The sequence below is a fragment of the Eisenbergiella sp. OF01-20 genome (genome assembly GCF_003478085.1).
In the GTDB taxonomy this organism is placed as follows: domain Bacteria; phylum Bacillota; class Clostridia; order Lachnospirales; family Lachnospiraceae; genus Eisenbergiella.
The window spans coordinates 1,910-23,292 of sequence record NZ_QUES01000051.1; the positions used below are offsets into that span (position 1 = coordinate 1,910).

At 48.1% G+C, this 21,383-nt stretch carries 15 protein-coding genes; 4 read left to right on the plus strand and 11 right to left on the minus strand.

Annotated elements, in window-relative coordinates; all coding sequences use genetic code 11:
• Positions 1-514: 514 nt before the first annotated feature.
• The gene (locus DXA36_RS30135) at positions 515-2,047 is read left to right on the plus strand and encodes an ATP-binding cassette domain-containing protein (RefSeq protein WP_118682953.1); all 1,533 of its coding nucleotides are present in this window, start codon (positions 515-517) and stop codon (positions 2,045-2,047) included.
• Positions 2,048-2,174: 127 nt separating this feature from the next.
• Here the strand turns inward: DXA36_RS30135 and DXA36_RS30140 are convergent, their stop codons facing one another.
• The 8 genes from DXA36_RS30140 to DXA36_RS30180 all read right to left on the minus strand — a co-directional run bounded on the left by DXA36_RS30140 (position 2,175) and on the right by DXA36_RS30180 (position 13,812).
• Positions 2,175-3,122 carry a hypothetical protein gene (locus DXA36_RS30140; protein ID WP_118682954.1) on the minus strand — a complete coding sequence of 316 codons (948 nt, stop codon included), beginning with the start codon at positions 3,120-3,122 and terminating at the stop codon, positions 2,175-2,177.
• Between the two features lie 417 nt (positions 3,123-3,539).
• Positions 3,540-6,245 (minus strand): glycosyl hydrolase, encoded by a 2,706-nt coding sequence (locus DXA36_RS30150; RefSeq protein WP_118682956.1) that lies wholly within the window; start codon positions 6,243-6,245, stop codon positions 3,540-3,542.
• A gap of 24 nt (positions 6,246-6,269) precedes the next feature.
• Entirely contained in the window at positions 6,270-7,301 is a 1,032-nt protein-coding gene (locus DXA36_RS30155) for a hypothetical protein (protein ID WP_118682957.1), read from the minus strand.
• Positions 7,302-7,317: 16 nt separating this feature from the next.
• Positions 7,318-8,190 (minus strand): carbohydrate ABC transporter permease, encoded by an 873-nt coding sequence (locus tag DXA36_RS30160; protein WP_118682958.1) that lies wholly within the window; start codon positions 8,188-8,190, stop codon positions 7,318-7,320.
• 14 nt (positions 8,191-8,204) lie between these two features.
• Positions 8,205-9,116, minus strand: a complete 912-nt coding sequence (locus DXA36_RS30165) for an ABC transporter permease (RefSeq protein WP_207666390.1) — start codon at positions 9,114-9,116, stop codon at positions 8,205-8,207.
• A 38-nt stretch (positions 9,117-9,154) separates the two neighbouring features.
• Complete coding sequence (locus DXA36_RS30170; protein WP_118682959.1) at positions 9,155-10,783, minus strand: extracellular solute-binding protein; 1,629 nt, start codon at positions 10,781-10,783, stop codon at positions 9,155-9,157.
• Positions 10,784-10,886: 103 nt separating this feature from the next.
• Entirely contained in the window at positions 10,887-12,071 is a 1,185-nt protein-coding gene (locus tag DXA36_RS30175) for a response regulator transcription factor (RefSeq protein WP_182479328.1), read from the minus strand.
• Positions 12,064-13,812 (minus strand): sensor histidine kinase, encoded by a 1,749-nt coding sequence (locus DXA36_RS30180; RefSeq protein WP_118682961.1) that lies wholly within the window; start codon positions 13,810-13,812, stop codon positions 12,064-12,066. The genes DXA36_RS30175 and DXA36_RS30180 overlap by 8 nt, the downstream gene beginning before the upstream one ends.
• Positions 13,813-13,987: 175 nt before the next feature.
• Between DXA36_RS30180 and DXA36_RS30185 the strand changes: the two genes are divergently transcribed.
• From DXA36_RS30185 to DXA36_RS30195, 3 genes are all read left to right on the plus strand, one after another.
• Complete coding sequence (locus tag DXA36_RS30185; protein ID WP_118682962.1) at positions 13,988-14,683, plus strand: DUF3990 domain-containing protein; 696 nt, start codon at positions 13,988-13,990, stop codon at positions 14,681-14,683.
• Positions 14,676-14,921: a hypothetical protein gene (locus DXA36_RS30190; protein ID WP_182479329.1), complete on the plus strand. Its 246-nt coding sequence runs from the start codon at positions 14,676-14,678 to the stop codon at positions 14,919-14,921. The genes DXA36_RS30185 and DXA36_RS30190 overlap by 8 nt, the downstream gene beginning before the upstream one ends.
• A 69-nt stretch (positions 14,922-14,990) precedes the next feature.
• Positions 14,991-15,926: a helix-turn-helix transcriptional regulator gene (locus DXA36_RS30195; RefSeq protein ID WP_118682963.1), complete on the plus strand. Its 936-nt coding sequence runs from the start codon at positions 14,991-14,993 to the stop codon at positions 15,924-15,926.
• A 182-nt stretch (positions 15,927-16,108) separates the two neighbouring features.
• Here the strand turns inward: DXA36_RS30195 and DXA36_RS30200 are convergent, their stop codons facing one another.
• From DXA36_RS30200 to DXA36_RS30215, 3 genes are all read right to left on the minus strand, one after another.
• A complete protein-coding gene (locus DXA36_RS30200) occupies positions 16,109-18,088 on the minus strand; it encodes an endonuclease MutS2 (RefSeq protein WP_118682964.1) in 1,980 nt (659 codons plus the stop codon).
• A 455-nt stretch (positions 18,089-18,543) separates the two neighbouring features.
• Positions 18,544-20,442, minus strand: a complete 1,899-nt coding sequence (locus tag DXA36_RS30210; protein WP_118682966.1) for an HlyD family efflux transporter periplasmic adaptor subunit — start codon at positions 20,440-20,442, stop codon at positions 18,544-18,546.
• Positions 20,443-20,463: 21 nt separating this feature from the next.
• Complete coding sequence (locus DXA36_RS30215; RefSeq protein WP_118682967.1) at positions 20,464-21,381, minus strand: carbohydrate ABC transporter permease; 918 nt, start codon at positions 21,379-21,381, stop codon at positions 20,464-20,466.
• Between the last annotated feature and the right edge of the window lie 2 nt (positions 21,382-21,383).

Below are 21,383 nucleotides of genomic sequence, written 5' to 3' on the forward strand. Positions count from 1 at the left end.
TGCTCCCAAAGAATATGGTGTTAACTTCTAAAGACGGGGTTCTTCCCGCTGCCGGCTGCAGGTACCTCCGATACTGTTCACGCCCCCTAAAGCAATAATATACTGGACAAATGAAAAACCTCGTGTTATATTGATGGAGAATCGGCTCCCGCTGATTCCAAATTTACAAAGAAAAGGGTGAAAAGATGCGGAAATAATCTGAATTTGGAACTTTACAGCCAGGGTCTGTCTCTGACTGTTTCATAAACTTTCATGAGCTGCCGTGTTTTCCTTTGACAGGAAAACACCCTCTGTATGTTTATTGCCAAAATTCGGATTGTGAGCATTTATCATTTCTTTTAATCACTGCGGAAAGCTCTTGCTTTCCGGTGTGTTTTTATGGTATATGCAAGGTAATCCACTTCCGGCGGTAAACGGATAGTGGATTTTTTTATTCCCGCAGGCAAGAAACCGGGAAGTTTATCTTTTTAAATCCGCTTATGACAGGGCTCTGTTTGAATAAGGAGATGGTATTATGCTGCAAATCAAAAATTTATCTGTCACACACAAAAAAGACCTCCGGCCCCTGTTGGAGAATTTCAGCTTTTCCCTTAATGCAGGGGACAAAGCAGTGATTATCAGCGAAGAGGGAAACGGGAAATCCACCCTGCTTAAGCTTATTTATGATCCCGGGCTGGTTGAGGGATATGCGGAATATACTGGAGAAATCCTTACCGGAAGCACGCTGCTGGGGTATCTGCCCCAGGAATTTCCCCGGGAATGCAAAGAACAGACTATCTATTCCTATTGTATGGCCGCTCCGGCTTTTTCGGAGGTAAACCCCGGCGACCTGGCAGCCATCGCTGCACGCCTCCGGCTTCCCAAGGATATATTTTATTCTGACCAGCTTTGCGGCACCCTGTCCGGCGGGGAGAAAATAAAGCTGCAGATCGCTGTCCTTCAGATGTATCAGCCGGATATCTATCTGCTGGATGAGCCGTCCAATGATATAGACATCGAAACCTTGGAATGGCTGGAACAGTTTATCAATACCTGCCAAAAACCGGTCCTTTATGTTTCCCACGATGAAACCCTCATTGAGCGTACAGCCAATGTGGTTATCCATCTGGAACAGATTATGCGGAAAACAAAACCCAGGCACACGATTGTAAGGATGCCCTACCGGGAATATATCACAAACCGGGAAGCCGGTTTCCTCCGTCAGGAACAGCAGGCACAAAATGAACGCAGGGAATACCGCAAACAGATGGAGCGGTTCCGCCAAATCCAGCAGAAAGTGGAGACGGATCAAAAAAACATCACCCGTCAGGATCCCCATACCGGACAGCTTCTTAAGAAAAAAATGAAAGCGGTGAAATCCCAGGAATACCGGTTCGAACGGGAAAAAGAAAATATGACAGAAGTACCGGATATGGAAAAAGCAATCTTTGTAAAGATAACTCCTGAAACCAGGATTCCCAACGGAAAAGTAATTCTGGATTATCGACAGGAGCCGCTTAAGGCAGGAGACCATCTTCTGGCTTCATGCGTATGCCTTCGGGTAACCGGCCCGGAAAAAATCGGTATTATAGGACGCAATGGAGCCGGAAAAACCACACTTCTGAAGCAAATCGCATCCGAACTGCTTGTACGTCCGGATATAAAGGCTGCTTATATGCCCCAGGATTATGAGGAACTGTTGAACCCGGTACAAAATCCGGTGGAATTTTTATCTTCACGCGGTGACAAGGAGGAACTGACCGCCATACGGACCTACCTGGGAAGCATGCGCTATACTGCGGATGAAATGGCCCATCCTGTCCGCGAGCTTTCCGGCGGACAGAAAGCCAAGCTTCTGTTCCTGAAAATGAGCCTTGACGGCTGCAATGTCCTAATCCTGGATGAACCCACCCGTAACTTTTCCCCCCTTTCCGGTCCCGTCATAAGACGGGTCCTGAAAGATTTCCAGGGAGCAGTTCTCAGCATATCCCATGACAGGAAATATTTGGAAGATGTGGTGGATACCATATATGAATTGACGGAAAACGGGCTGCATAAGCGTTCCTGATATCGCAGGGATACACGGCCGGATCCTCAAACTTCACAGCCAATCGTATGGTGAAGTCCATGGAGATTCGGTCCGTTGCCCGCGGCGTTTAAACTGGTGCCGCCCGGCGTACATATGTCGTGCCCCACTAGATAAGGCGGGTCCGGGCAAGAAACATTTGTATAGACTCTGCTTTTGCCGCTTCCTTATGCCATTGTTTAAGGAGCATCAGGTCTTCCTCTGAGATAATTCTTTCACGTAAATCCGCAGATAATTCACCCAGTTCCTCCAGCAATTCAAGTACCGCCTCCGCTTTTCCTTCTTTTTTGCCGGCATCACAGCCGGCTTCATATCCATCCTCATAAAATTCCCTGCTCAGGCTCCGCATAACTTTTTCTTCATCATATTCCGTTAAAAGTGCATTCATTGCTTCAGCCCTCCTTTTGCTCAAAAATTCAGCGAGGATCCCATCAGCTATACATTGGTCCATCGCCGCACAGATAGCCGTTTCCGGTTCCATTATCAGCAGATTTCCCCTGACATAGCTTATAAACACTGCGTATTCCCTAAGAAGCCCGCACCGCTTCATTAATTCTGCATTGTGTCCTACATTTATATTTACCATACGGGCGCAGACTTCCAGACAGGCCATATCCTCCCCCTGTATAAATGCATCCGACAGCTTCAGGACCGACGTATCCGCAGCCTCCCTTTCCCCATTATAAAAAATAACATAAACCGGCGCGGGAATCTGCAGGAGCCTGGTGGAGTAAATTACCCGATCGTAAAAAAACTGCTTATACAAATCTGAAAAGTAAAACAGGCCCCGCAGCGGCATATTGGGGTTAAGCGTACTCTGGTGCTCAAACAGCCCCATCCGCCCGTCTAAAAGGAAGGAAATATCATTCTTCATCCCCATATAAATTACGTCGTCAAGTGTGGTGATCTCCAGGGCTTCCGGGTCTGTATAGCATTTTCCGCATAATGCATTATACAATTCTAGCAAGTCCCTCTTCTCTGAAAATAGCAGGCGGAACAGGCGATCCTTGTATTTTTTCTGAGGGATCCGGGTCTGTACGGTATCTTTTGTCTGCATAACAACTGCTCTCCTTGAATGCTATATTTTCCAGGAAACAACCGCTTCAGCAAACAAAATCATAAATAATCAAAAGGGATTCTTATAAGAATAGTATAAAAGAAAGTATAAAACTTAGCAAGATAAAGGAAAGGAATCCGATAAGAATGAAATAAGAAATGTTGTGCAGAAACTATGAAGGAAGCGAATGCTTCCTGAAAGTAAGTACATTTTTACACACTTCTGCCTTCCTGTCAACAGTAACAAACAACTACCGGAGATATATCGTAACAGTTCAGCCGGCCCTTTGCGCCCTGCGGCATCCCCTCCTGATCCCCTCCCGGCTATTCCCTGGGGGCGGCCAAACGGTTACAATATAGAAAAAATGCAGGCGGCAGATCCTGCATTTTTTTCTACACCTTATTCTTTCAGTCAGCCTTAATCCTGCTGCCAGTATCCCTGTACTTCTACAGGACCAAGCAGGCCGCTCCCCTCCACCGGCATCGTGGCGGAAAAGGAATCCCTGAATTTATGCACAAGTGTATTGGCAACATACACGGTAAGGCGGTTGACACCTTTGCGTACATTCCTCAGGGTACAGCAATAGGGCGGCGCTATCCGGACGGAGGATTTCTCTTCATTCAGCCAGATTTCCATGGTTTCGTACACGGTACCAAAATCAATCTCCAGCAGTTCCCCATCTGTCTGCGGGTTCCAGATAAACTCTTTTTCATAACGTATGGTACCGGAAAAATCCTCTGTCGCTTCCTCCGCGGTAATATTACGGAGTTTCCCGGGTTTTCCGTCACAGAAAAACACTTTTTCATCATACCGGCGCAGGGATATCATCCAGTCTCCATCCAGCTGGATCCGTTTTCCCTCCCTCTTCTCCTTCGGCTTCGGCAGACCTGCCTCCTCTATCCCAAACATAAGCATACCGGCCTGGCCGGGTGCAAGCGTTATCTCGATTTCCCCTTTTTCATTTCTATACGCCGGTTCCAGGATATTGTCAAATGCCTGGTACCAAAATGCCTGATATCCTTCCCGCTCCCGCACTGCTGCAAAGGTATGGATTCCGACTGCAGGGTCCTCATTGAAAAACATATAATATTCCCCGGCTGGCTGGCTGTAATGATAATACCGCAGCCCGTGCGCAGGGCCGCAGCAGCGGACATCCCGATGGATATATGTATCCAGCTTCTCCAGCAGTTTTTCCGGATTGTTCCCGGCAGATACCATATTCCCTCTGCTATTCTGTTGTCCGTTTTCCTGTTCCCCTGCTTCTATCCATTTTTTTGCATCTCCGCTGTCCGTACTCTCTTTTCCGCCGCTGCCGCTTCCCCTGTCCGTCCAGCCATAGAAGTGCTCCGCCTGTCTCCACCGGCTTTTTACCACTCCGGGGAAGGAACCTGCAAATAAGATCGGCAGTCCGTTTTCGGCAGCATCTGCAATCCATGCCATCAGTTCCTCCGGTATCCATTCACAGTCCGGGACCACCAGTACCCGGAATTCTCCGCTTCCCGCCTTCAGTCTGCCGCCTGCGGTTTCAGAACCTTCCAGAATCCCGATGGGGATCACCTCGTAATCCAACTGGTTTTCAGCCAGGAACATGCCAATCTCTTCAAAGGGTTGATACGCTCCCATCCATTCCATTTCCGCCGTATAAAGAAGGGCGATATCCGCCACATGTTGTCCGCCGTTCAGCAGATGGCTCATCCGGTTCATATAATGACACAGACTGGAAAACCAGGGAAACTGCGGATTATTTCCCCATCCGTAAAAATGAGGCGGGCAATCCGGATCCGGGAACGGAGCGGCGGTAAACGCATGAGGCACAAACCAGTTCACTCCCCGTACGAGCATATGGTCTGTCAGCCATTTCATCAGCTTCAGGCCTTCACTCCATCCATAAGCTCCATACACTTCACACATGGTCCTCCCCTTTTTCTTCGGATCCAGATGTCCCAGAGAAGCTCCCATTTTCGCCAGACCATGATGGAAAAAGGTGCCGTTATAGGCCGCCTTTCCCCCGATATGGTAGAAATCCATCTTATCATAGCCCGGACGTATCTGCTGCAGGACTACGTCAATACCCGACATATGCTGCCCCCACAGCGCTTTAAAATAATGTCCCGTTCCCAGCCCCAGCCTGGCATGCGTCCCGTTATCCTCTATTACATGGCCAATATAGGCTACGCCGTGCGCAGCGCACCATTCCCCGATCTGGCCGCAGAAATTCGTTCCGTACAGATCCGTGACCATATTCATGTATTCATATCTGGATTCCCGTGTGATATCCCCCATCCGGTTCCACAAGGCCGCCAGGTGCACCGCAAATCCGTCTCCCCAGTAATCCTTTACCAGACGGGAAAGCTCTTCTCCCCAGGGCAGCCTCATGTCGGGCCGGCCGATCCCCGCATTATGCCCATATTCCCCGACACAATTCCCCAGCTCCGGTTCATCGGAGAAAAAACCGGCAAAGGTATGCCCGAAATCATCCCTGTAATGTTCCAGATGGGGTTCGTAAACGGTATCCAGAAAAAAACGCACGGAGGCCGCATCAATGGTATTCACATATTTTTTCCGTCCGGTCCCGGTAAATGTGCTTTTAATGACGATGATATTCCAGTAGCCCTCCGGGATATCCCAATATACCACTTTTCCCCGCACCCGGTCCGTAATATCCACGGGGTTCCGGATTTCCCCCACCTCTCTGCCTGCTCTTTTGGCAGCGATGACCCCAATCAGTTCCTCTCCCTCCTCAAGGGAAAGAAAAAAGGAAGTCCCATACCGGGGGCCCGCTGCATCAATGGTATAATGATCCAGATAGCGTTTGGCGTAAGGAGAGCCTTCCTGCACAAGTCCGTTGCAATACCCGGATGGGAAATGGACATCATCCAGCACCCAGACACGCATCTTCCGTTTCCGTGCCTCTTCCATGATGATATCCATATCCCTCCACCAGCCGGGACCGGCAAAGTCGGGATGCGGCCTGGATTCCACACAGACCGCCCTGATACCGGAGGAATAAACAGCCTCCATCATTTCCTTCAGCTTCCCGCCCTCTTCCCCATGCAGCCAAAAAAATGGAAGGATATAATTTTCTTCTTCTCCCTGTAATACTTCCTTTAACCTCTGTTCCATCTTTCTCCTCCCGCCATATATCCGTCAGTAATTCTCCCGCAGCCATTTACAGACATCCGGCACGGAATTTTCATGTCCCCCATCAAACAGCACATGGGTATATTGTTCCGGCACTCCCAGCTTTTCATATATTCCATCCAGATATGCAAAAGCCTCCAGACTGCCCTGCAACGGAAAAATAGGATCCTTTTTCCCATTGATGGTCAGCAGCTTTTTCGGTGCGGCCAGGGCCGTAACCTCATGGCTCTCCCCCTCTGCCAGCTGGCCGGGTACATAGTTGCAGATACAGTGATCCATCGCCAGGATACTATATTTATACAGGTTCGGGTATCCCGCCAGCATTACGGCTTCGATCCGTTCATCCAATATGCCCGTATAGCTGCATACCTGTCCGCCGCCGGAGATCCCATAGGCGCCAAAGGTATGGACTGCAAATGCCTCTTCCGCAAAATCCAGCGTTTTCATCGCTTCAAATACCCGCATACCCACCAGGCTCAGGCCGCAGTTTAACAGGCGCGGGGCCAGCATGGAACAGCTCGCGCAGGCATCCGTCCCCTCCGGCGCGTCGCTGCGTTTCGCATCCCCGAAGCCGAACAGCTCAGGGACGAAAACCAGATACCCCATACAGGCCATTTCCATAGCAAGCATTTGCCGGGACGTTTTCTTTCTGTCCGGGCCGGCATTCTCCGTAACGTCTCCGGCAAATGCCCCCCTTGCACCTTTGGGATCATGACCGTTAAGATATAATACAGCCTTCCCGTTTCCGGCATCCGGCCGGAGGGTATAGACACAGAGCGGCAGTTTCTTTATCCGCCCTACCCGGTATTTTTCTATGGTAACAGGCCCCTCCTTCCTGCTCTCCAGAAGTGTAAAATCCAGCGCCTCCTCATACCGGCTCTCCAGCAGATCAATCCGCAGGAAACGCCTGATTTCTGCAAGCCTCCCGGCTTTATACGCTTCCCACTGCTCTTTTCCTGTCCGGGAGGGAGATACAAACTGCGCTCTCCCGTCCTCATACAGCATGTCTAAAAAACCCGAAACCGTAAAATCCGTCATAATCCTTTCCTTTCTTTCATCCCTTTACCGCCCCCACGGTAATCCCCTTTACAAAATACTTCTGCAGGAACGGATATATTAAGAGGATGGGGAGAAGGGTGAGGGCCAATTGTGCCGCCTGCAGGGTTTTTACATTGGACAGTGCATTTTCAATGGCTTCCGCCGCATTGGTCATATCCGAGTTCGATATAAGATTCTGCAGATAGGTCTGCAGCGGGTAGTTCGTGGTCTGATTATTATAAATCTTGCCGTCAAACCAGGAATTCCAATGGTTAAGGAAGCTGAACAAGGTTACTGTGGCAATAACCGGCTTTGACAACGGTATTATCAGTTTAATAAACCGCTGGAAATAAGTGGCGCCGTCCACCATCGCCGCCTCCTCAATCGTGCCCGGCAGCTGTTTCATAAAGTTCATCGTCAATATGATGTTGTAAATAGGAACCGCAGCAGGCAGTACCAGCGCCCATATGGTGTCAAAGAGATTCAGATCCTTTATCAGGATATAGTTGGGCACAAGTCCCCCGTCAAATATCATAACAAAAATCAACAGCCATACATAAATTTTTCTCGCCGGGAATTCACTCTCCTTCTTGGAAAGCGGGTAAGCCATCAATACCGTTATCACCGTATTAATGATAACACCGATAATTACCCTTTCCACAGATATTCCAAAGGCTTGCCAGAAAGCGCTTCTTTTTGCCACCATCTTATAAGAAGCAAAGGTAAACCCTTTCGGCCACAGCCCTACCTGATTTGCGGAAACAGCGGCCTGGTCGCTGAAGGAAACCGCAACAATATGTATGATGGGAAGAAGGCATATGGCTGCAAGTGCCGCGAGGAAAATACCATTGACGAAACGGAACGCATTTTTTTTCAATGCTTTGCTCATTTTTCCTTTCCTCCCTAAAAGATAGTGTAATCACTGTATTTATTCGCCAGCTTATAACTGCTGACAATCAACAGGAAGCTCACTACGGATTTCAGCAGCCCCACGGCGGTACCCAGGCTGTAATTGGCCTCAACCAGGGAAATCCGGTATACAAAGGTGTCGATAATATCAGCCGTTTCATACACGCGGGTACTATACAGGGTGAATACCTGTTCAAATCCGGCATTCAGAATATTTCCCAGGTTCAGGATCATCATAAGCATGACTATGGGCGCAATGCTGGGAAGCGTTATATACAAAATCTGTTTCCATCTGCTGGCCCCGTCTATTTTAGCGGATTCATAAAGCGCTTCATCCACCCCTGTAATGGCCGCAAGATATACCACGGTCCCATAGCCGAAATTCTTCCAGACATCCGTCCCGATAAGAAGGCCCAGGAAAGGCTTTTTATCCCCCATGAAAAAGACAGGATCCACGCCTATACTCCCCAAAAGCTGGTTCACCACGCCGTCCAGGGAAAAGATATCCAGTATCATCCCCGACAGGATAACCCAGGAAATAAAGTAAGGAAGATAAATAATCGTCTGGACACCCTTCTTAAACTTCCTGTTTTTCACTTCGTTCAGAAGAATAGCGACCAGGATAGGAACCGGAAAATTAATCGCTATTTTCAGCACGGCTATTTTCAGCGTATTCCACAAAACCCGCATGGTATCGGGCAGGGAAAACATATACGCAAAGTTTTCCAGACCCACCCAGGGGGAACCGAAAATCCCTTTTCTCGGAATAAAATCTTTAAATGCAATCAAGATTCCGCTGAGTGGGACATATTTAAATAATAAAATCAGCAGGATCCCCGGAAAAAGCATCAAATGCAGCTGCCAGTTTTTTTTCCAGTTAAGCATGCGTATATTTCCCTTATTCATTTTCCTCACCTCAAAATATAATTGGAAACGAAAAGCAGCTACTGCAGTGCTTCTTTGATTTCTTCACCGATCTTTGCCCCGCCTATACTGTTGAAGGTTTCTGCAAAGGTGTCAAAATAATCCACGGGCTGGTCCCCCATGATAATGGATATGTAATCGGTAAGCTTCTGTGTGTTCAGCAGGGACTGTGTCTTGCTCATTGTCTCGGTGGGTGCTCCGGTATAATCACTGTATCTTACATTATCCAGATCCATAACCGGATAGCCTTCCAGATATACCTTCTTCCATGCCCAGGAAAGCTCATCGGAAAGCTCCGTGCTAATTACATTCTGGAAATCGGCATCTTTTCCGTCCACATGCTTTTCACCTGCCGCTATGGCTTCGGTAAAGGTATCTCCCCAATTGATATTTCCTGCCATCTGAAACGGCATGAGGTTGTTGGCCCCTGCCTGGCTGATTTCCGGATCGGAGGCCAGTTCATTGTACTTCTCATAAAATTCGCTGGTTTCGTCGGATAACCAGGGGGCGGCATAGCCATCGCACAGATGGTTCAGCATCACCACCACCGCCTCGGGATTGCTGATCCCTTTTTTGGCATAAATATAACCGTATACATTCAGGTTGACACCCGGCTTATAGGCGGAATACCCCTCTGCCGCCGGCATGGGTACCGCCATCCAGTCCGCCCCGGTATTGGCGACACTGTCCTTCATAACCCCCAGCGGGCTGTAAAAATAACCGATGTAAATACCAATTTGCCCCGATGCGATCAGTTCTTCCTCTTTGCTCTGTTCCTTCACTGCAAATTCATGATCGATAGCTCCTGCCTCATAAAGCTTTGCCATGGCCTCCAGCGGTTTCCTGGCGTCCGGATCCGTACATCCGGCTATAAAGCTTCCGTCCTCCTGTTTTACCCAGTATTCATCCTTGCTGTAAACCTCATAAGCCGCCATGATAAAATCCAGGCCGTTCAGATCCTTATCCAGATATAATCCATAGGTATCATCTTTCCCGTTCCCATCCGGATCCTCTGCCGCAAATTTTTCCGCAATTTCAAAAACCTGTTCCATAGTTTCCGGTTTTTCCAGTCCCAGTGCATCCAGCCAGTCACTGCGGATCCAAAGGATAGGGTAGCTGTCCCCTATGGTATTGGCCACAGGTACGGCCATATATCTGCCATCCTTTAAGGTGGGCGCAAAAAGGGCGTTGTCCTGCTGCCCCGCCACCTCTTTCAGGTTATCCGTAGCCCATTGTGTATAGATATCGGTCATATCCGTGACCATATCGTTCTTAATTAAAGATGCCAGTGTGGTTGCATCCACAATTCCGAAATCCGGGATTTCATCCGACGCCACCGCAAGCTGGAATTTCTCCGTCATGGCATTTGACGCACACAGGATGGAGTTTTCCACTTTTATTCCCATGACATCTTCCCACATCTGATACATCGCGTTATTCTGTGCATCCTGTCCCTCCGGGTAATTGGTCACCACCTCGGCCTTGGCAAAGGTAAGGGTAATTTCCGGGTCATACTTTTTCATTTTATCCGCCTCGCTGTCCGGCCCTTCCACCTTCACATCCTCCTGTGCAGATGTTTTCCCGCAGCCGGCCAGAGATGCCATTAGCATACATAACAACAGTATAAAGGTAATTCTTCTCTTCTTCACTATTTCACCCTCCGTTTTGAATGATAGGTACCCTGCGCATCGGCCGCTGCGCTTGTTATTGTTATGGTATCATAACCTTATTGCAGGGAAAATGGTAAACCCTTTACTTTTCTGCCTTATCTTTACTTTTCATCATCCGGTAATTTTTAGGTGACATTTTTTCCGCCTTATTAAATACTTTAGTAAAATAACCCGGCGTTTCGAAGCCTGCCCTCTGTGCGATTTCATAAATTTTCATATCCGTATCCGCAAGAAGCCCCTTTGCCAGGACCAGCCGGATCTGAACGATGAATTCCGAAATAGGAATCCCTGTCTCCTGATGAAATACCCTTGATAAATAAGACGGATTCATTCTGAATTTCTCGGAAAGTGCCCCCAGGGACAGATCCTTTTCCGGATTTTTGCGGATATAGGCCTGCACTGCCATGACCGCATAATTTTCGGCGCCGTTTTCCTTTTCCGTTTCTTCCTTCCCTAAGAGAAACAGACTTCCGAGTTTCTCCTTTCCCGCGCACGCTTCTTTCATTTTCTTTTTTGTCTGCGCGCCTTCTTCGGGCCTGATCTTCTGCGATAATCCGATGGACATATTCACATCCAGATGATCCAGAAAAAAACTCTGCAGCTCTTCCAATGTCTTCAGGCACACCTTATCCCAATACGTCTCCTCCACCACGGGCTGGAGCCAGACTGCGGTATTGCTTTCGCCTTCTTCAAACAGGACTGTACTGCAGTAATGCCCGAACAGCCGCTCCAGCATTCCGCACAGGCTTTTATGCAGCTCCCGGGCACTCATTCTGGACGCATCCCCTTCGTAACCAATCCATAAAAAATAAATTGCTTTTCCCGGATCAACAGCTGTCGATCCCGTTTCCGTTCCTTTTCTGTAGCGTAATGCAAACCGCTCCATCCACAGGCTGTCCAGCTTGGATATCACATTTCCGATCACCTGGATCAGCTTGTCATCCGATACCGGCTTTAACAGATAATCATCACTGTTGAGGCGGAGAGCCTTGCGGGCGTATTCAAAATCCTGGTAGCCGGTCAAAAAAATAATCCGTGTTTCCGGCCATATCTGTCTGGCACGCTCCGCCATTTCCAGGCCATCCATATCAGGCATCCGGATATCCGTCACAAGGATATCACAGGGATCCTTCACAAGCATCTGCAGTGCAGTGTCTGCAGACGCCGCCGTCTGTACGGTTTTGAGGGGGAGCGCAGAGGCTGTCACCGCATCCTTGATTCCATTGAGAATAATCTCTTCATCATCCACTATCAGTATGCTATACATAACGTTCCCTCCTCTTGGCAATGGAAAAGGATATGCGAAAGACGCAAGCCCCCTGAAGGCCTTCCCTCCCGGAGGAAAGGCCGACATCACTTTTTTCCAGAAGCAGCCCCTGCCGGCAGTCTCCGTTCCTTTTCAGCCGGTTTTGTATATTCCATAATCCGAAATAGGTGTCGGGCATCTTTTCCAGGGATATGGTCTGTCTTATTTTAGCAATGGTTTCCTGTGTGATCACCCCGGAATCATCCGCAACGGAAAACATAATCCGATCCCCTTTTTCCCGTATGCCCACCTCAATCATACAGGGATGTGTGCATTTTTCCATGCCATGCATAATGGAGTTCTCTATCAGAGGCTGAAGGAGGAGGGGCGGAATGGTATAATCCCCCAGACCTTCCTCCGTGTCGATCCGGTAACGCAGCTTTTTCCCAAAGCGCATCTGGTTTAATTTTAAATAGGTATTGATAAATTTCAGTTCGTTGTCAATGGATATGAATTCGCTGGAAGCGAAGGTGAGCACACTGAAATAATCGCCCAGATACATGCATAAATCCCCCACGGCCTCACAATCATCCGACTTCGCCATATGGTATCCCATATAAAGGCTGTTGAATAAAAAGTGCGGATTTATCTGCATCTGCAGCTCCTTGTATTTGGCCTGCTCCACCTGAAGCTGTTTTTCCAGAACCTCCTGTATCAGGTTTTTAACCTTATCGGTCATCCGGTTATATTGGGCAAAAACATAATTAAATTCTTTGGATTCATCCATCTTCAGTTTATAATCATACTTTTCCTGCTCCACCAGCTTCATGGCATGGCTCAGCTTTTCCATGGGGCGGTTTATTATCCGGCGGATTACCATCGTCAGAAATACCGGCATCAGCAATAAGACCACCGAGGCCGCCGCCCACGCCCAATACAGGATATATATCGTCCGGTATGCCACCGCACGGTTCATATATACAATAATTAAAAATTTATTCGCCTTGCTGCCGATTTGATCTATGAGATACCGGTTTCTGCCGATTGTCTGTACCTGCGCTTCGTCCTTTTCCCAATCTATTTTCTGATAGACCTGCAGCCCCGTATCCGAAACGGTTTCCGGCCTTCCCAGCAGCTCCTTTGTCTCCGAATCCACAAACAGATAATCATAATTTCCCTCGCTGTCATAACCCTTCAGCGTATACCGGATATCCAGAAGGGAAACCTTGATTCCCACCATGACCTGGTTGCTCCCCCGGGATATGTAATAGAGGGCGTCATCAAAATGGTAAAAGGAAAGTTCCTCCCTTTCATAACCGTTTTTCATGGTCAGGAAAATATCATCCGCTGGTATAATGCTGTAATTCGCGCTCAGGACTTCCCCCGATTTTGGCAGATAGACAAAGACATCGTCAATATACATGCTGATATTCCTGTATTCCTTAATGGTATTGTAAGCCTGCATATAGGCAAGGTAGGAAGGATAGTCCACCTGTCCCTTCCAGTTCCCCGTAAATTCCACTATCGCCTTGTTTCCGCACATCTGGTACATGGACTGCATCACCCGTTCGATATCTGCATTAATTATGGCTGAATAATATTTTACCTTATCCGTCTGGTTATTGATCGTTTCTTTCGTCAGATGCTTGCTGACGATCACCAGTCCCCCGAGAACCAGGGCCGTAAAAGGTATCCAGATAACCAGAATGCTCAGTACCAGCCTGCCCAGCAGCGATTTTCTTGCGTCATAAAACCATTTCATTATAATAACTCCCCCTGTCCGTTTTCCGCGCGGACCCTGAACATGCACCCCATGGTGCTTTTAAAACATAACTGTATTATTATATAACATAAAAGATAGCATTGGATATGTTGAGTAAAAACTAGTATAATATATTTAAAGTACTGTTAACATTAGGATAGGGAGGAGTAAATTAATGAGTATTCAATCCGATGTGGAGATGTTGTCTATTCAAGCCCTGGAAAATTATGCGAAGCTTCATGGATTATCAGAAAAAGAAGCCTCTGATTTATTTTATCAGCATCAGGTATTTGAGAAAATAATTTTACAGCATGAATATCTGCACCAACTGGATTTTAGCGAGACAGCTAAGTATGTTGAAGAAATCATTGGCACTAAACTCTCTGACTTAATTTTATACCATGGTTCAAACATTGCATTTGATGAAATTGACTTATCCAAGTCACTCAACCGCAGAGACTTCGGGCGCGGTTTTTATTGCACTGTTCTTGAAAGCCAGGCAAAGGATTGGGCTCATCGATTATATATACGAAGTTTTTTAGGCGGCGAATATATCTATCAGTATATATTCCATCAAGCGGATGATCTTAAAATAAAACGCTTTACTGCATTAAATTCTGAATGGTTGGACTTTATCAAAAAAAACAGAGTTAAAGGCGGTATTCAACATACTTATGATGTAGTAATAGGCCCTGTTGCCGATGATAGCACAATGGAAACTATACAATTATATATCTCCGGTATTTTAAGGCCAAATGAAGCCGTGGATCGGCTGCGTTATCATAAAGTAAATAATCAAGTGTCTTTCCATACTCCAAAGGCATTGAAACATTTGACATTTGAAGCTTGTAAGGAGGTTAAACATGATTGAAGGAAAATATTTCTATAACGGAAATGATATAACTATAAATATATGTATCCAGATACGGGATGTTATTAACATTATCCAGGAAAATACCGGCATGGCCTTTCCTGATGCAATGGTTTCTTTTTACCATTCAAAAACGTATGAGGCCTTACAAAATACAGAAAATACCCTGTGGGCAGAGTCCGCGGGCTATATTGCAGACAGATTTTTTGATGAACAGAGAAGTAAAAGCCTGTTCTGAAATCCTGTCCATCCCGGTCAAGATTTATCCGGCTTTTCCTGTTATTCTTTTCTGGAAGGAGTAAGACACATGCAACGGGATAAAATAGAACTTACGGCAAAAATGCAGAACTACATCCGGGAACATTGTCTGGACGAAGGCTTTACGATGGATGCCCTGTATAAGGCGGCCGGATATTCCCGAAGGCACGCCTGCCGCGTTTTTAAGGAGCTTATGGATAAAACACCGGAAGAATATGTGCGTGCGGTACAGATGACGGCAAGCGCGGAGTCCCTGATTAAAACAGATGCCAGCATCCTTGCTATCGCCCTGGATGCCGACTACGAAAGCCATGAAGGCTATACAAGGGCCTTTTCCAGGCTTTTCGGCACTACCCCGTCCCGCTACCGTCATGGGCAGATACCCATTCCGCTTTTTACCCAGTATCCCATACAGCATTATTACTCCTATTTACAACAAAAGGAGAACGAAAAAATGGAAAATCAGTCAAATGATCAGCAGTCACACGAAACTATGCCCTCCCTGTGTACGGTTACCGTCGTCCGCAAACCCGCCCGGAAGCTTCTTGTTATGTATGCCCGAAAGGCCCATGATTATTTTTCCTTCTGCGAAGAAAAAAGCTGTGAGTGGGAAGGGTTGTTCAACAGCATTCCCAGCCGGCTGGAAACGGCGTCGCTCATGACTCTGCCGCCGTCACTCCATCCGGAAGGCACCACTGAAACCGCCGCCGGCGTGGAACTGGAGGAATCCGCGGAAATCACCGTGCCGGAAGGCTGTGATCTGTTATCCCTGCCGCCTTGTGATTATCTCTATTTCCAGTCTCCGCCCTACGAAAAGGAGGAGGATTACTGCAAGGCAATCGAGATGGTGTATCAGGCAAGCGGGACATACCGGCCGGAACGCTTTGGCTACGCCTATGCCCCTGAGCTGGCGCCTTCCTTTAACTTCGGTGCGGACACCCTTACCGGGGGATGTATTGCACTGCCGGTTAAAAAGCTGCAGTAAAAGAAACATCGGCCTGTATTATGTACAGCATGGTAAAAGGCGGCCAGTTGACCGGCCGCCTTTTACCATGCTTAAATAAATTAATAAAATATATTGTTTTACCTTATATATTTAATTACAATCTCTTTTTTTATTAATTATTCTTTTTCAATTTCATGTTTAATTTTTCTCTTTTTCATAATTTATTCTTTCTCTTTTTCATATTTAATCTCCATATCAGGAACATATTTTCTGTCCATCTGGTGCCTCGCCTTCCTGTTTTCCACCGTATCAAAAATGATAGAAAAGTCGTAGTCCTCAGGGTACATCTCACTTGCTGCCACCTTCCGCTGCAGACGTTTATAATTGACAAAAAGCTTTCTTTTCTGTATCTGGACGCCCACATCCCCCTTGTCATCCGCAGGGGCGAAAACAATGCCCAGCTTTCTTTGGGGATATACCATGACGCTGTCGCCCATATGAAATTTATCCTTAATGTCCTCTTTTCTTTGATTCCCGGCCTTCTGCCCGTCTTCCCTGGAACGGATACGGGATACTTTTCTTGTTTTGGGATTCTGCCGGGCCTTATCCGGGTTCCCTTGTCCTCGTTCCCCGTCTATTTCTTTTATGATATCCGGCAAAGCCTTTCTTTCCTGTCCGCCGTTCCCATAGGCGGCCTTCCATGCCATTTCCAGTGTCTCTTCCGCCATTCCCAAACGCCTGGCAATATAAAAGGCACAGCTTTCGCCGGACTCTCCCAGTTCCAGCCGGTAAAGCGGTTTCAGGCTTTCCTTATCAAACGCCATCCGGGCGTTCATGACTCCTTCCGCCCGCTCCCCGTATTCTTTCACTTCCGGGTAATGGGTGGTTACCACAAAAAGGCAGCCTCTTGTGCGAAGCTCCTCCAGCACGGCAACCGCAATCCCCATCCCTTCCGCCGGATCGGTTCCGGAGCCCAGTTCATCCAGCAATACCAGACTTTCCTCATCCGTTTTTTCCAGAATCCGTATGATATTTTTGATATGGGCGGAAAAGGTGGAGAGGTTCTCTGCAATACTCTGCCCGTCCCCGATATCACAGAACACGTCGGCATTCATTGCCAGATCCGCTTCTTCACAGGGAATATGAAGCCCGCAGCCCGCCATAACCGATAGCAGCCCCACGGTTTTCAGGGCGACTGTTTTCCCTCCCGTATTGGGTCCGGTTATGATAACTCCTTTTGTCTTTCCCCCGAATTCCATATTCAGAGGGACTGTATTTTCGCTTTTCAGCAGGGGGTGCTTTCCATTTTTTATTTTTACATAGCGCCTTGTGTTCAGCGCCGCTTCCCTGGCGTCCATGCCGGCGCTCAGCTTTCCTTTTGCAAATATATAATCCAGTTCTTCCATGTATTCCAGATTGATGCAGATGGCTTCCCTGTTTTCCTCAACCAGTGCGGATAAGGTGTACAGAATCACCTTTACCTCATTTTCTTCTTCCAGCTCCAGGCGGCTTTGTTCCTCCCGGAGCCTGGAAACCGCAGCCGGTTCAATAAAGAAGGTCGCTCCGGTGGAAGAAGCGTCCACCACCGTACCGGGCACTTTATTTTTATATTCTTTTTTAACAGGAAGGGTAAAATGGCCGTTTCTGGTAGAAACAAAGCTCTCGGAAAAATAGCTCTTTGAGCTGCGCAGTATTGTCTCCAGCCTGGTGCGTATCTGTTCCTGGACCTGTTCTTTTTTCTGCCGTATGCCCCGCAGGGTTTTGCTGGCGTAATCATCAACCCTTCCTCCGCGGATACAGCGTTCAATTTCATCCTGAAGGCAGGAAAGATCCTGAAGGCCCGCTGCAAATCCGGCCAGTCCGGCAGCAAGTTCCCTGCATCGTGTTAAATATCTCACAAGACGGAGGTTCATCACGGCAAACTGCCGGACTTCTTCCAGCTGATCCGGCGTAAGCAGGCCGCCCGCCTGTACCTCCTGCACCGTTTTCCGAATCCCTTCCGTTTCTGAAAAAGGTGGGTTTCCAAAAGCATCCAGAACTTTTCTCGCTTCCGTTGTTTCCCGGACGGCCGCCTCCGCCCTTGCCTGATCCAGAAAGGGATGCAGGTTTTCCAGCCGCTGCCTTGCCGCTTCCGTCATAGCATACGCCTTTAACATTTCCCTGATTTTATTAAATTCCAACATCTCATTTATATCATTCATTTTTGGTTGTTTTCTCCGTTTTATATTCGTATTAGGTTACCCGCTGAGGAAGCTGAACATGCAAAAATCCACAGGGTATCTCTCAGGAACTGCAGCTGCAGTCCCTTACCCTGTGGATTCCCGAACCCGGACCGGACGGCTGCCCGGCGTGTTCTTATTTCATAAGATCTACATCCCGATAAAAAAAGGCATAACCCCGCAAGCAGGATTATGCCGTCTATACAATATCAGTATCTGTAAACGCCGCCTGTTCGGAAATCCATCAGGGCAGACTTACAGAAGGAAAGCCGAAACTGTCTCTGGGCTTCTGCCTGATCGCTATTTGCTTATCTTCCTCACAATGGCTGCAATTAACACAAAAATACCTCTCTTTCTTATCCTTCACTTATAATAACAAGGAGAATGCTGTTTGTCAAAGGTTTTTCTATATCTGGGCAGGATAAAAAAATTTGGTATCACCCTCCGTATCTGACCACACTGCCTTCCGAAAGCTCCTTGGTTGTGTTCACCACGATTTCCGTTTCTTCGTCCACCGCACCTTCTTCTATGGCGACATATTTACTGTTCTTATCCAGAACATTCACATCCACCTGGCTTACCGCCAGCTCTTCTCCCAGAATCCCCTGCTGCCTGCGGAGCACATATATATAATACCGTTCATTCTCCCCATGAAGCGCCTTTGCCGGTATGGTGACCGGATAGCTGTCCGATTGGGCGGATGCCACAAGCGTCCCGCTCTGCCCCACAGTTCCCACACCCTTGGGAAGGTTCACAATCGCTTCATAGCTTCCCGGCGTACTTTCGCTTTCTGCTATGTAATCCACTTGGGCTTCTACAGTTTTTCCCGAATTTCCCAGCTTCAACATTACCGTATCCTCAATATCCACGTATTTTTTTTCTTCTTTTGTCAGAAGCACCCGGAATTTCAGGCTTTCCTCCAAATCCGCCAATACTACGGAGGCACCCTGGGGTATGACCTCGCCGGGGGAAATCTTGATTTTAGTGACAATACCATTATTTTCGCCGAACACCTGGCCTCCATTCTTTTTCAGGCCGGTATATTTTTTAAGGATTTCTTTTCTGTAGGTAATTTCCATCTGATTCATCTCGATTGTCAGATCCGGATCCCCGCCCAGATTGGAATCTTCCACCTTTCGTTTGGCATCCAGCATGGCGTCCAGTTTATCCCAGACACTGTTTTCCTGGGCCTGCTTCGCACTGTCCACAGAATCTTCCAGGCTTTTTTTTGTGCTTTCCCAATTTTCCCATGCGGAATCTTCGCCGGCATAATCCGGTTTTGTTTTTGTATCCACATTTCCTTTTGCCAGCTCGTCCTCAATTTCCTTCAGCCTTTTCTGGACACTCTCCCTTTTTGCGGAAGCTTCCCGCAGTGCTTCCTCCAGCTTTACCCTTTCGGGATCGCTGCCCGTTCCTTTGTCACCGGAACCACTGTCCCCGGAATTCGTACCGGAATCCGTTGCCGGCCCGCCATCCGCATCCCCTCCGGGGGCTTTTTCACCCGATCCGCCGGAATCTGCACTGCCCGCATCATTACCGCTTACATCCCCGTGGCTTTCTTCCGGTTTGCTTTCTTCCGGAGCCGCCTGGCTGCCGCTTTCGTCCGGGCCGGTTCCCTCATCGCCGCCACCGTTCCCATGAGCCGCTATATAATCATCCAGCGCCTTCCTGGCCGCCTCTTCCGCTGTTTTTGCCGCCTCCAGGTCAGAGGACACGCTGATCTGCTGCTTCTGCAAATCCTTCATCCGGCTTTCCCAGTCCGAGTATTCCTGCTTCTTATTGTTCCTGTCCTCATCGGAGGTCTGTTTCGGCTGGTTGTTTAAATGATCATTCAGCTTTTCCTCCGCCTTCTCCACGGAATCCCCCGCCTGGTCTATTTTCCGGTTTTCTTCGGTATCCGTAAGGGCATAATCCTCCAGGGAACGGTTTTGGTTCAGCAGTTCCTTCTGTGCAGCCAGCTCTTTTTGCTGCCGCGCCTGATCATTGCTCAGTTCCAGCTTTTTAATGGCAAGCTCCTGCTCCGCGATCTTTTCCTCCAAATCCTCCTGATCCACATCAAACAGAAGTGTATTGGCGGAAACACTGTCCCCGAGATCCACATAAATCTGATTCACCTTCAGCCCGCTCACCGCATCGACCGCAACCTCCCGTCCTGCCGTCAGATTTCCCGCCGCTTCCACCGTATGCCCCAGCGCTCTTTTTTCCGGAAGCTCTGTCTCCACCTGTGGAAGCGTCGCCCCATAAATTCCTTTGGACACCAGGGTACATACAAACATAACTCCAAAGAATAGGAAAGCTGCAAAAAGGATTTTTTTCTTTTTCCGTATAAATTCCATGATTTTTCTCCTGTTCCATATCTATTCTTTTAATCCGCTCATTGCTATTCCCTGTTCCAGATAATCCTGTCCCAGGAGAAAAATAAAAAGGGCCGGAATCAAGGTAACCACAGATGCTGCAAAAGCAAACCCGGCCTGGCCCAGCCCGATTTCGGGAAGATACAGAGACAGGGGCCAGAGCGCTTTTGTTTTAATAAAAGTCAGCGGCTGTTCTATCATATTCCAGTATTCCAGGAAACCAAGGACAAACGCGGACAGGATAGCCGGGGATCCCAGCGGCAGCCCTACCACAACAAACAGTCTCAGTTCCCCTGCGCCGTCTATCCTTCCCGCCTCCAGAAGCCCCGGATGTACGCTCCTGAACCCCCTGTATATAAGGAATACGGGAAACGTGGAAAAGACAGCCGGAAGGATTACCGACCCCTGTGTGTCCAGCATCCGGAGCTTATCCAGCACCAGATAGGAGGAAAGCATGGTGACCTGGAAGGGCATCAGCATCAGCACGATATACAGCGTAAACAGCATCCTGCGGAAGGGAAATTGATATACGGCAAAGGCCCATGCTGCGGGGACCGCAACCAAAAGCTGTCCGGCCAGAATAAGAAGTACCATTTTTATGGAATTCCAGAAAAGCAGGAAGAACTGGGGGGAATAGAATAACAGCTTCCGGAATGAGGCAAACGTAGGGAACTCCGGAATAAATTCCCAGGAAATAAATCCGCCTCCTCCGAGAAGGGCCGGTTTCAGTGCGCGGGCCAGCTCAAATTCCCCGGTAATGGAACCGGATAAAAGCAGGAATACGGGGGAACAGAGAAAAAGGCCGGTAAGCACAAGCAGCACAGAAGCCAAATACTCTGCAGCAAGCCGCGGAGCCTTTGCCCTTCGCAGCAGATGCCGGATACATCTCTTTTCCCTTTTCCCCTTTATAAATCCCGTCATCG

What these genes read in the sequence shown, in the direction of transcription:
- DXA36_RS30135 (WP_118682953.1), top strand. Translation starts at nt 515, where the DNA reads ATGCTGCAAATCAAAAATTTATCTGTCACACACAAAAAAGACCTCCGG.
- DXA36_RS30140 (WP_118682954.1), bottom strand. Translation starts at nt 3,122, where the DNA reads ATGCAGACAAAAGATACCGTACAGACCCGGATCCCTCAGAAAAAATAC.
- DXA36_RS30150 (WP_118682956.1), bottom strand. Translation starts at nt 6,245, where the DNA reads ATGGAACAGAGGTTAAAGGAAGTATTACAGGGAGAAGAAGAAAATTAT.
- DXA36_RS30155 (WP_118682957.1), bottom strand. Translation starts at nt 7,301, where the DNA reads ATGACGGATTTTACGGTTTCGGGTTTTTTAGACATGCTGTATGAGGAC.
- DXA36_RS30160 (WP_118682958.1), bottom strand. Translation starts at nt 8,190, where the DNA reads ATGAGCAAAGCATTGAAAAAAAATGCGTTCCGTTTCGTCAATGGTATT.
- DXA36_RS30165 (WP_207666390.1), bottom strand. Translation starts at nt 9,116, where the DNA reads ATGAATAAGGGAAATATACGCATGCTTAACTGGAAAAAAAACTGGCAG.
- DXA36_RS30175 (WP_182479328.1), bottom strand. Translation starts at nt 12,071, where the DNA reads ATGTATAGCATACTGATAGTGGATGATGAAGAGATTATTCTCAATGGA.
- DXA36_RS30180 (WP_118682961.1), bottom strand. Translation starts at nt 13,812, where the DNA reads ATGAAATGGTTTTATGACGCAAGAAAATCGCTGCTGGGCAGGCTGGTA.
- DXA36_RS30185 (WP_118682962.1), top strand. Translation starts at nt 13,988, where the DNA reads ATGAGTATTCAATCCGATGTGGAGATGTTGTCTATTCAAGCCCTGGAA.
- DXA36_RS30190 (WP_182479329.1), top strand. Translation starts at nt 14,676, where the DNA reads ATGATTGAAGGAAAATATTTCTATAACGGAAATGATATAACTATAAAT.
- DXA36_RS30195 (WP_118682963.1), top strand. Translation starts at nt 14,991, where the DNA reads ATGCAACGGGATAAAATAGAACTTACGGCAAAAATGCAGAACTACATC.
- DXA36_RS30200 (WP_118682964.1), bottom strand. Translation starts at nt 18,088, where the DNA reads ATGAATGATATAAATGAGATGTTGGAATTTAATAAAATCAGGGAAATG.
- DXA36_RS30210 (WP_118682966.1), bottom strand. Translation starts at nt 20,442, where the DNA reads ATGGAATTTATACGGAAAAAGAAAAAAATCCTTTTTGCAGCTTTCCTA.
- DXA36_RS30215 (WP_118682967.1), bottom strand. Translation starts at nt 21,381, where the DNA reads ATGACGGGATTTATAAAGGGGAAAAGGGAAAAGAGATGTATCCGGCAT.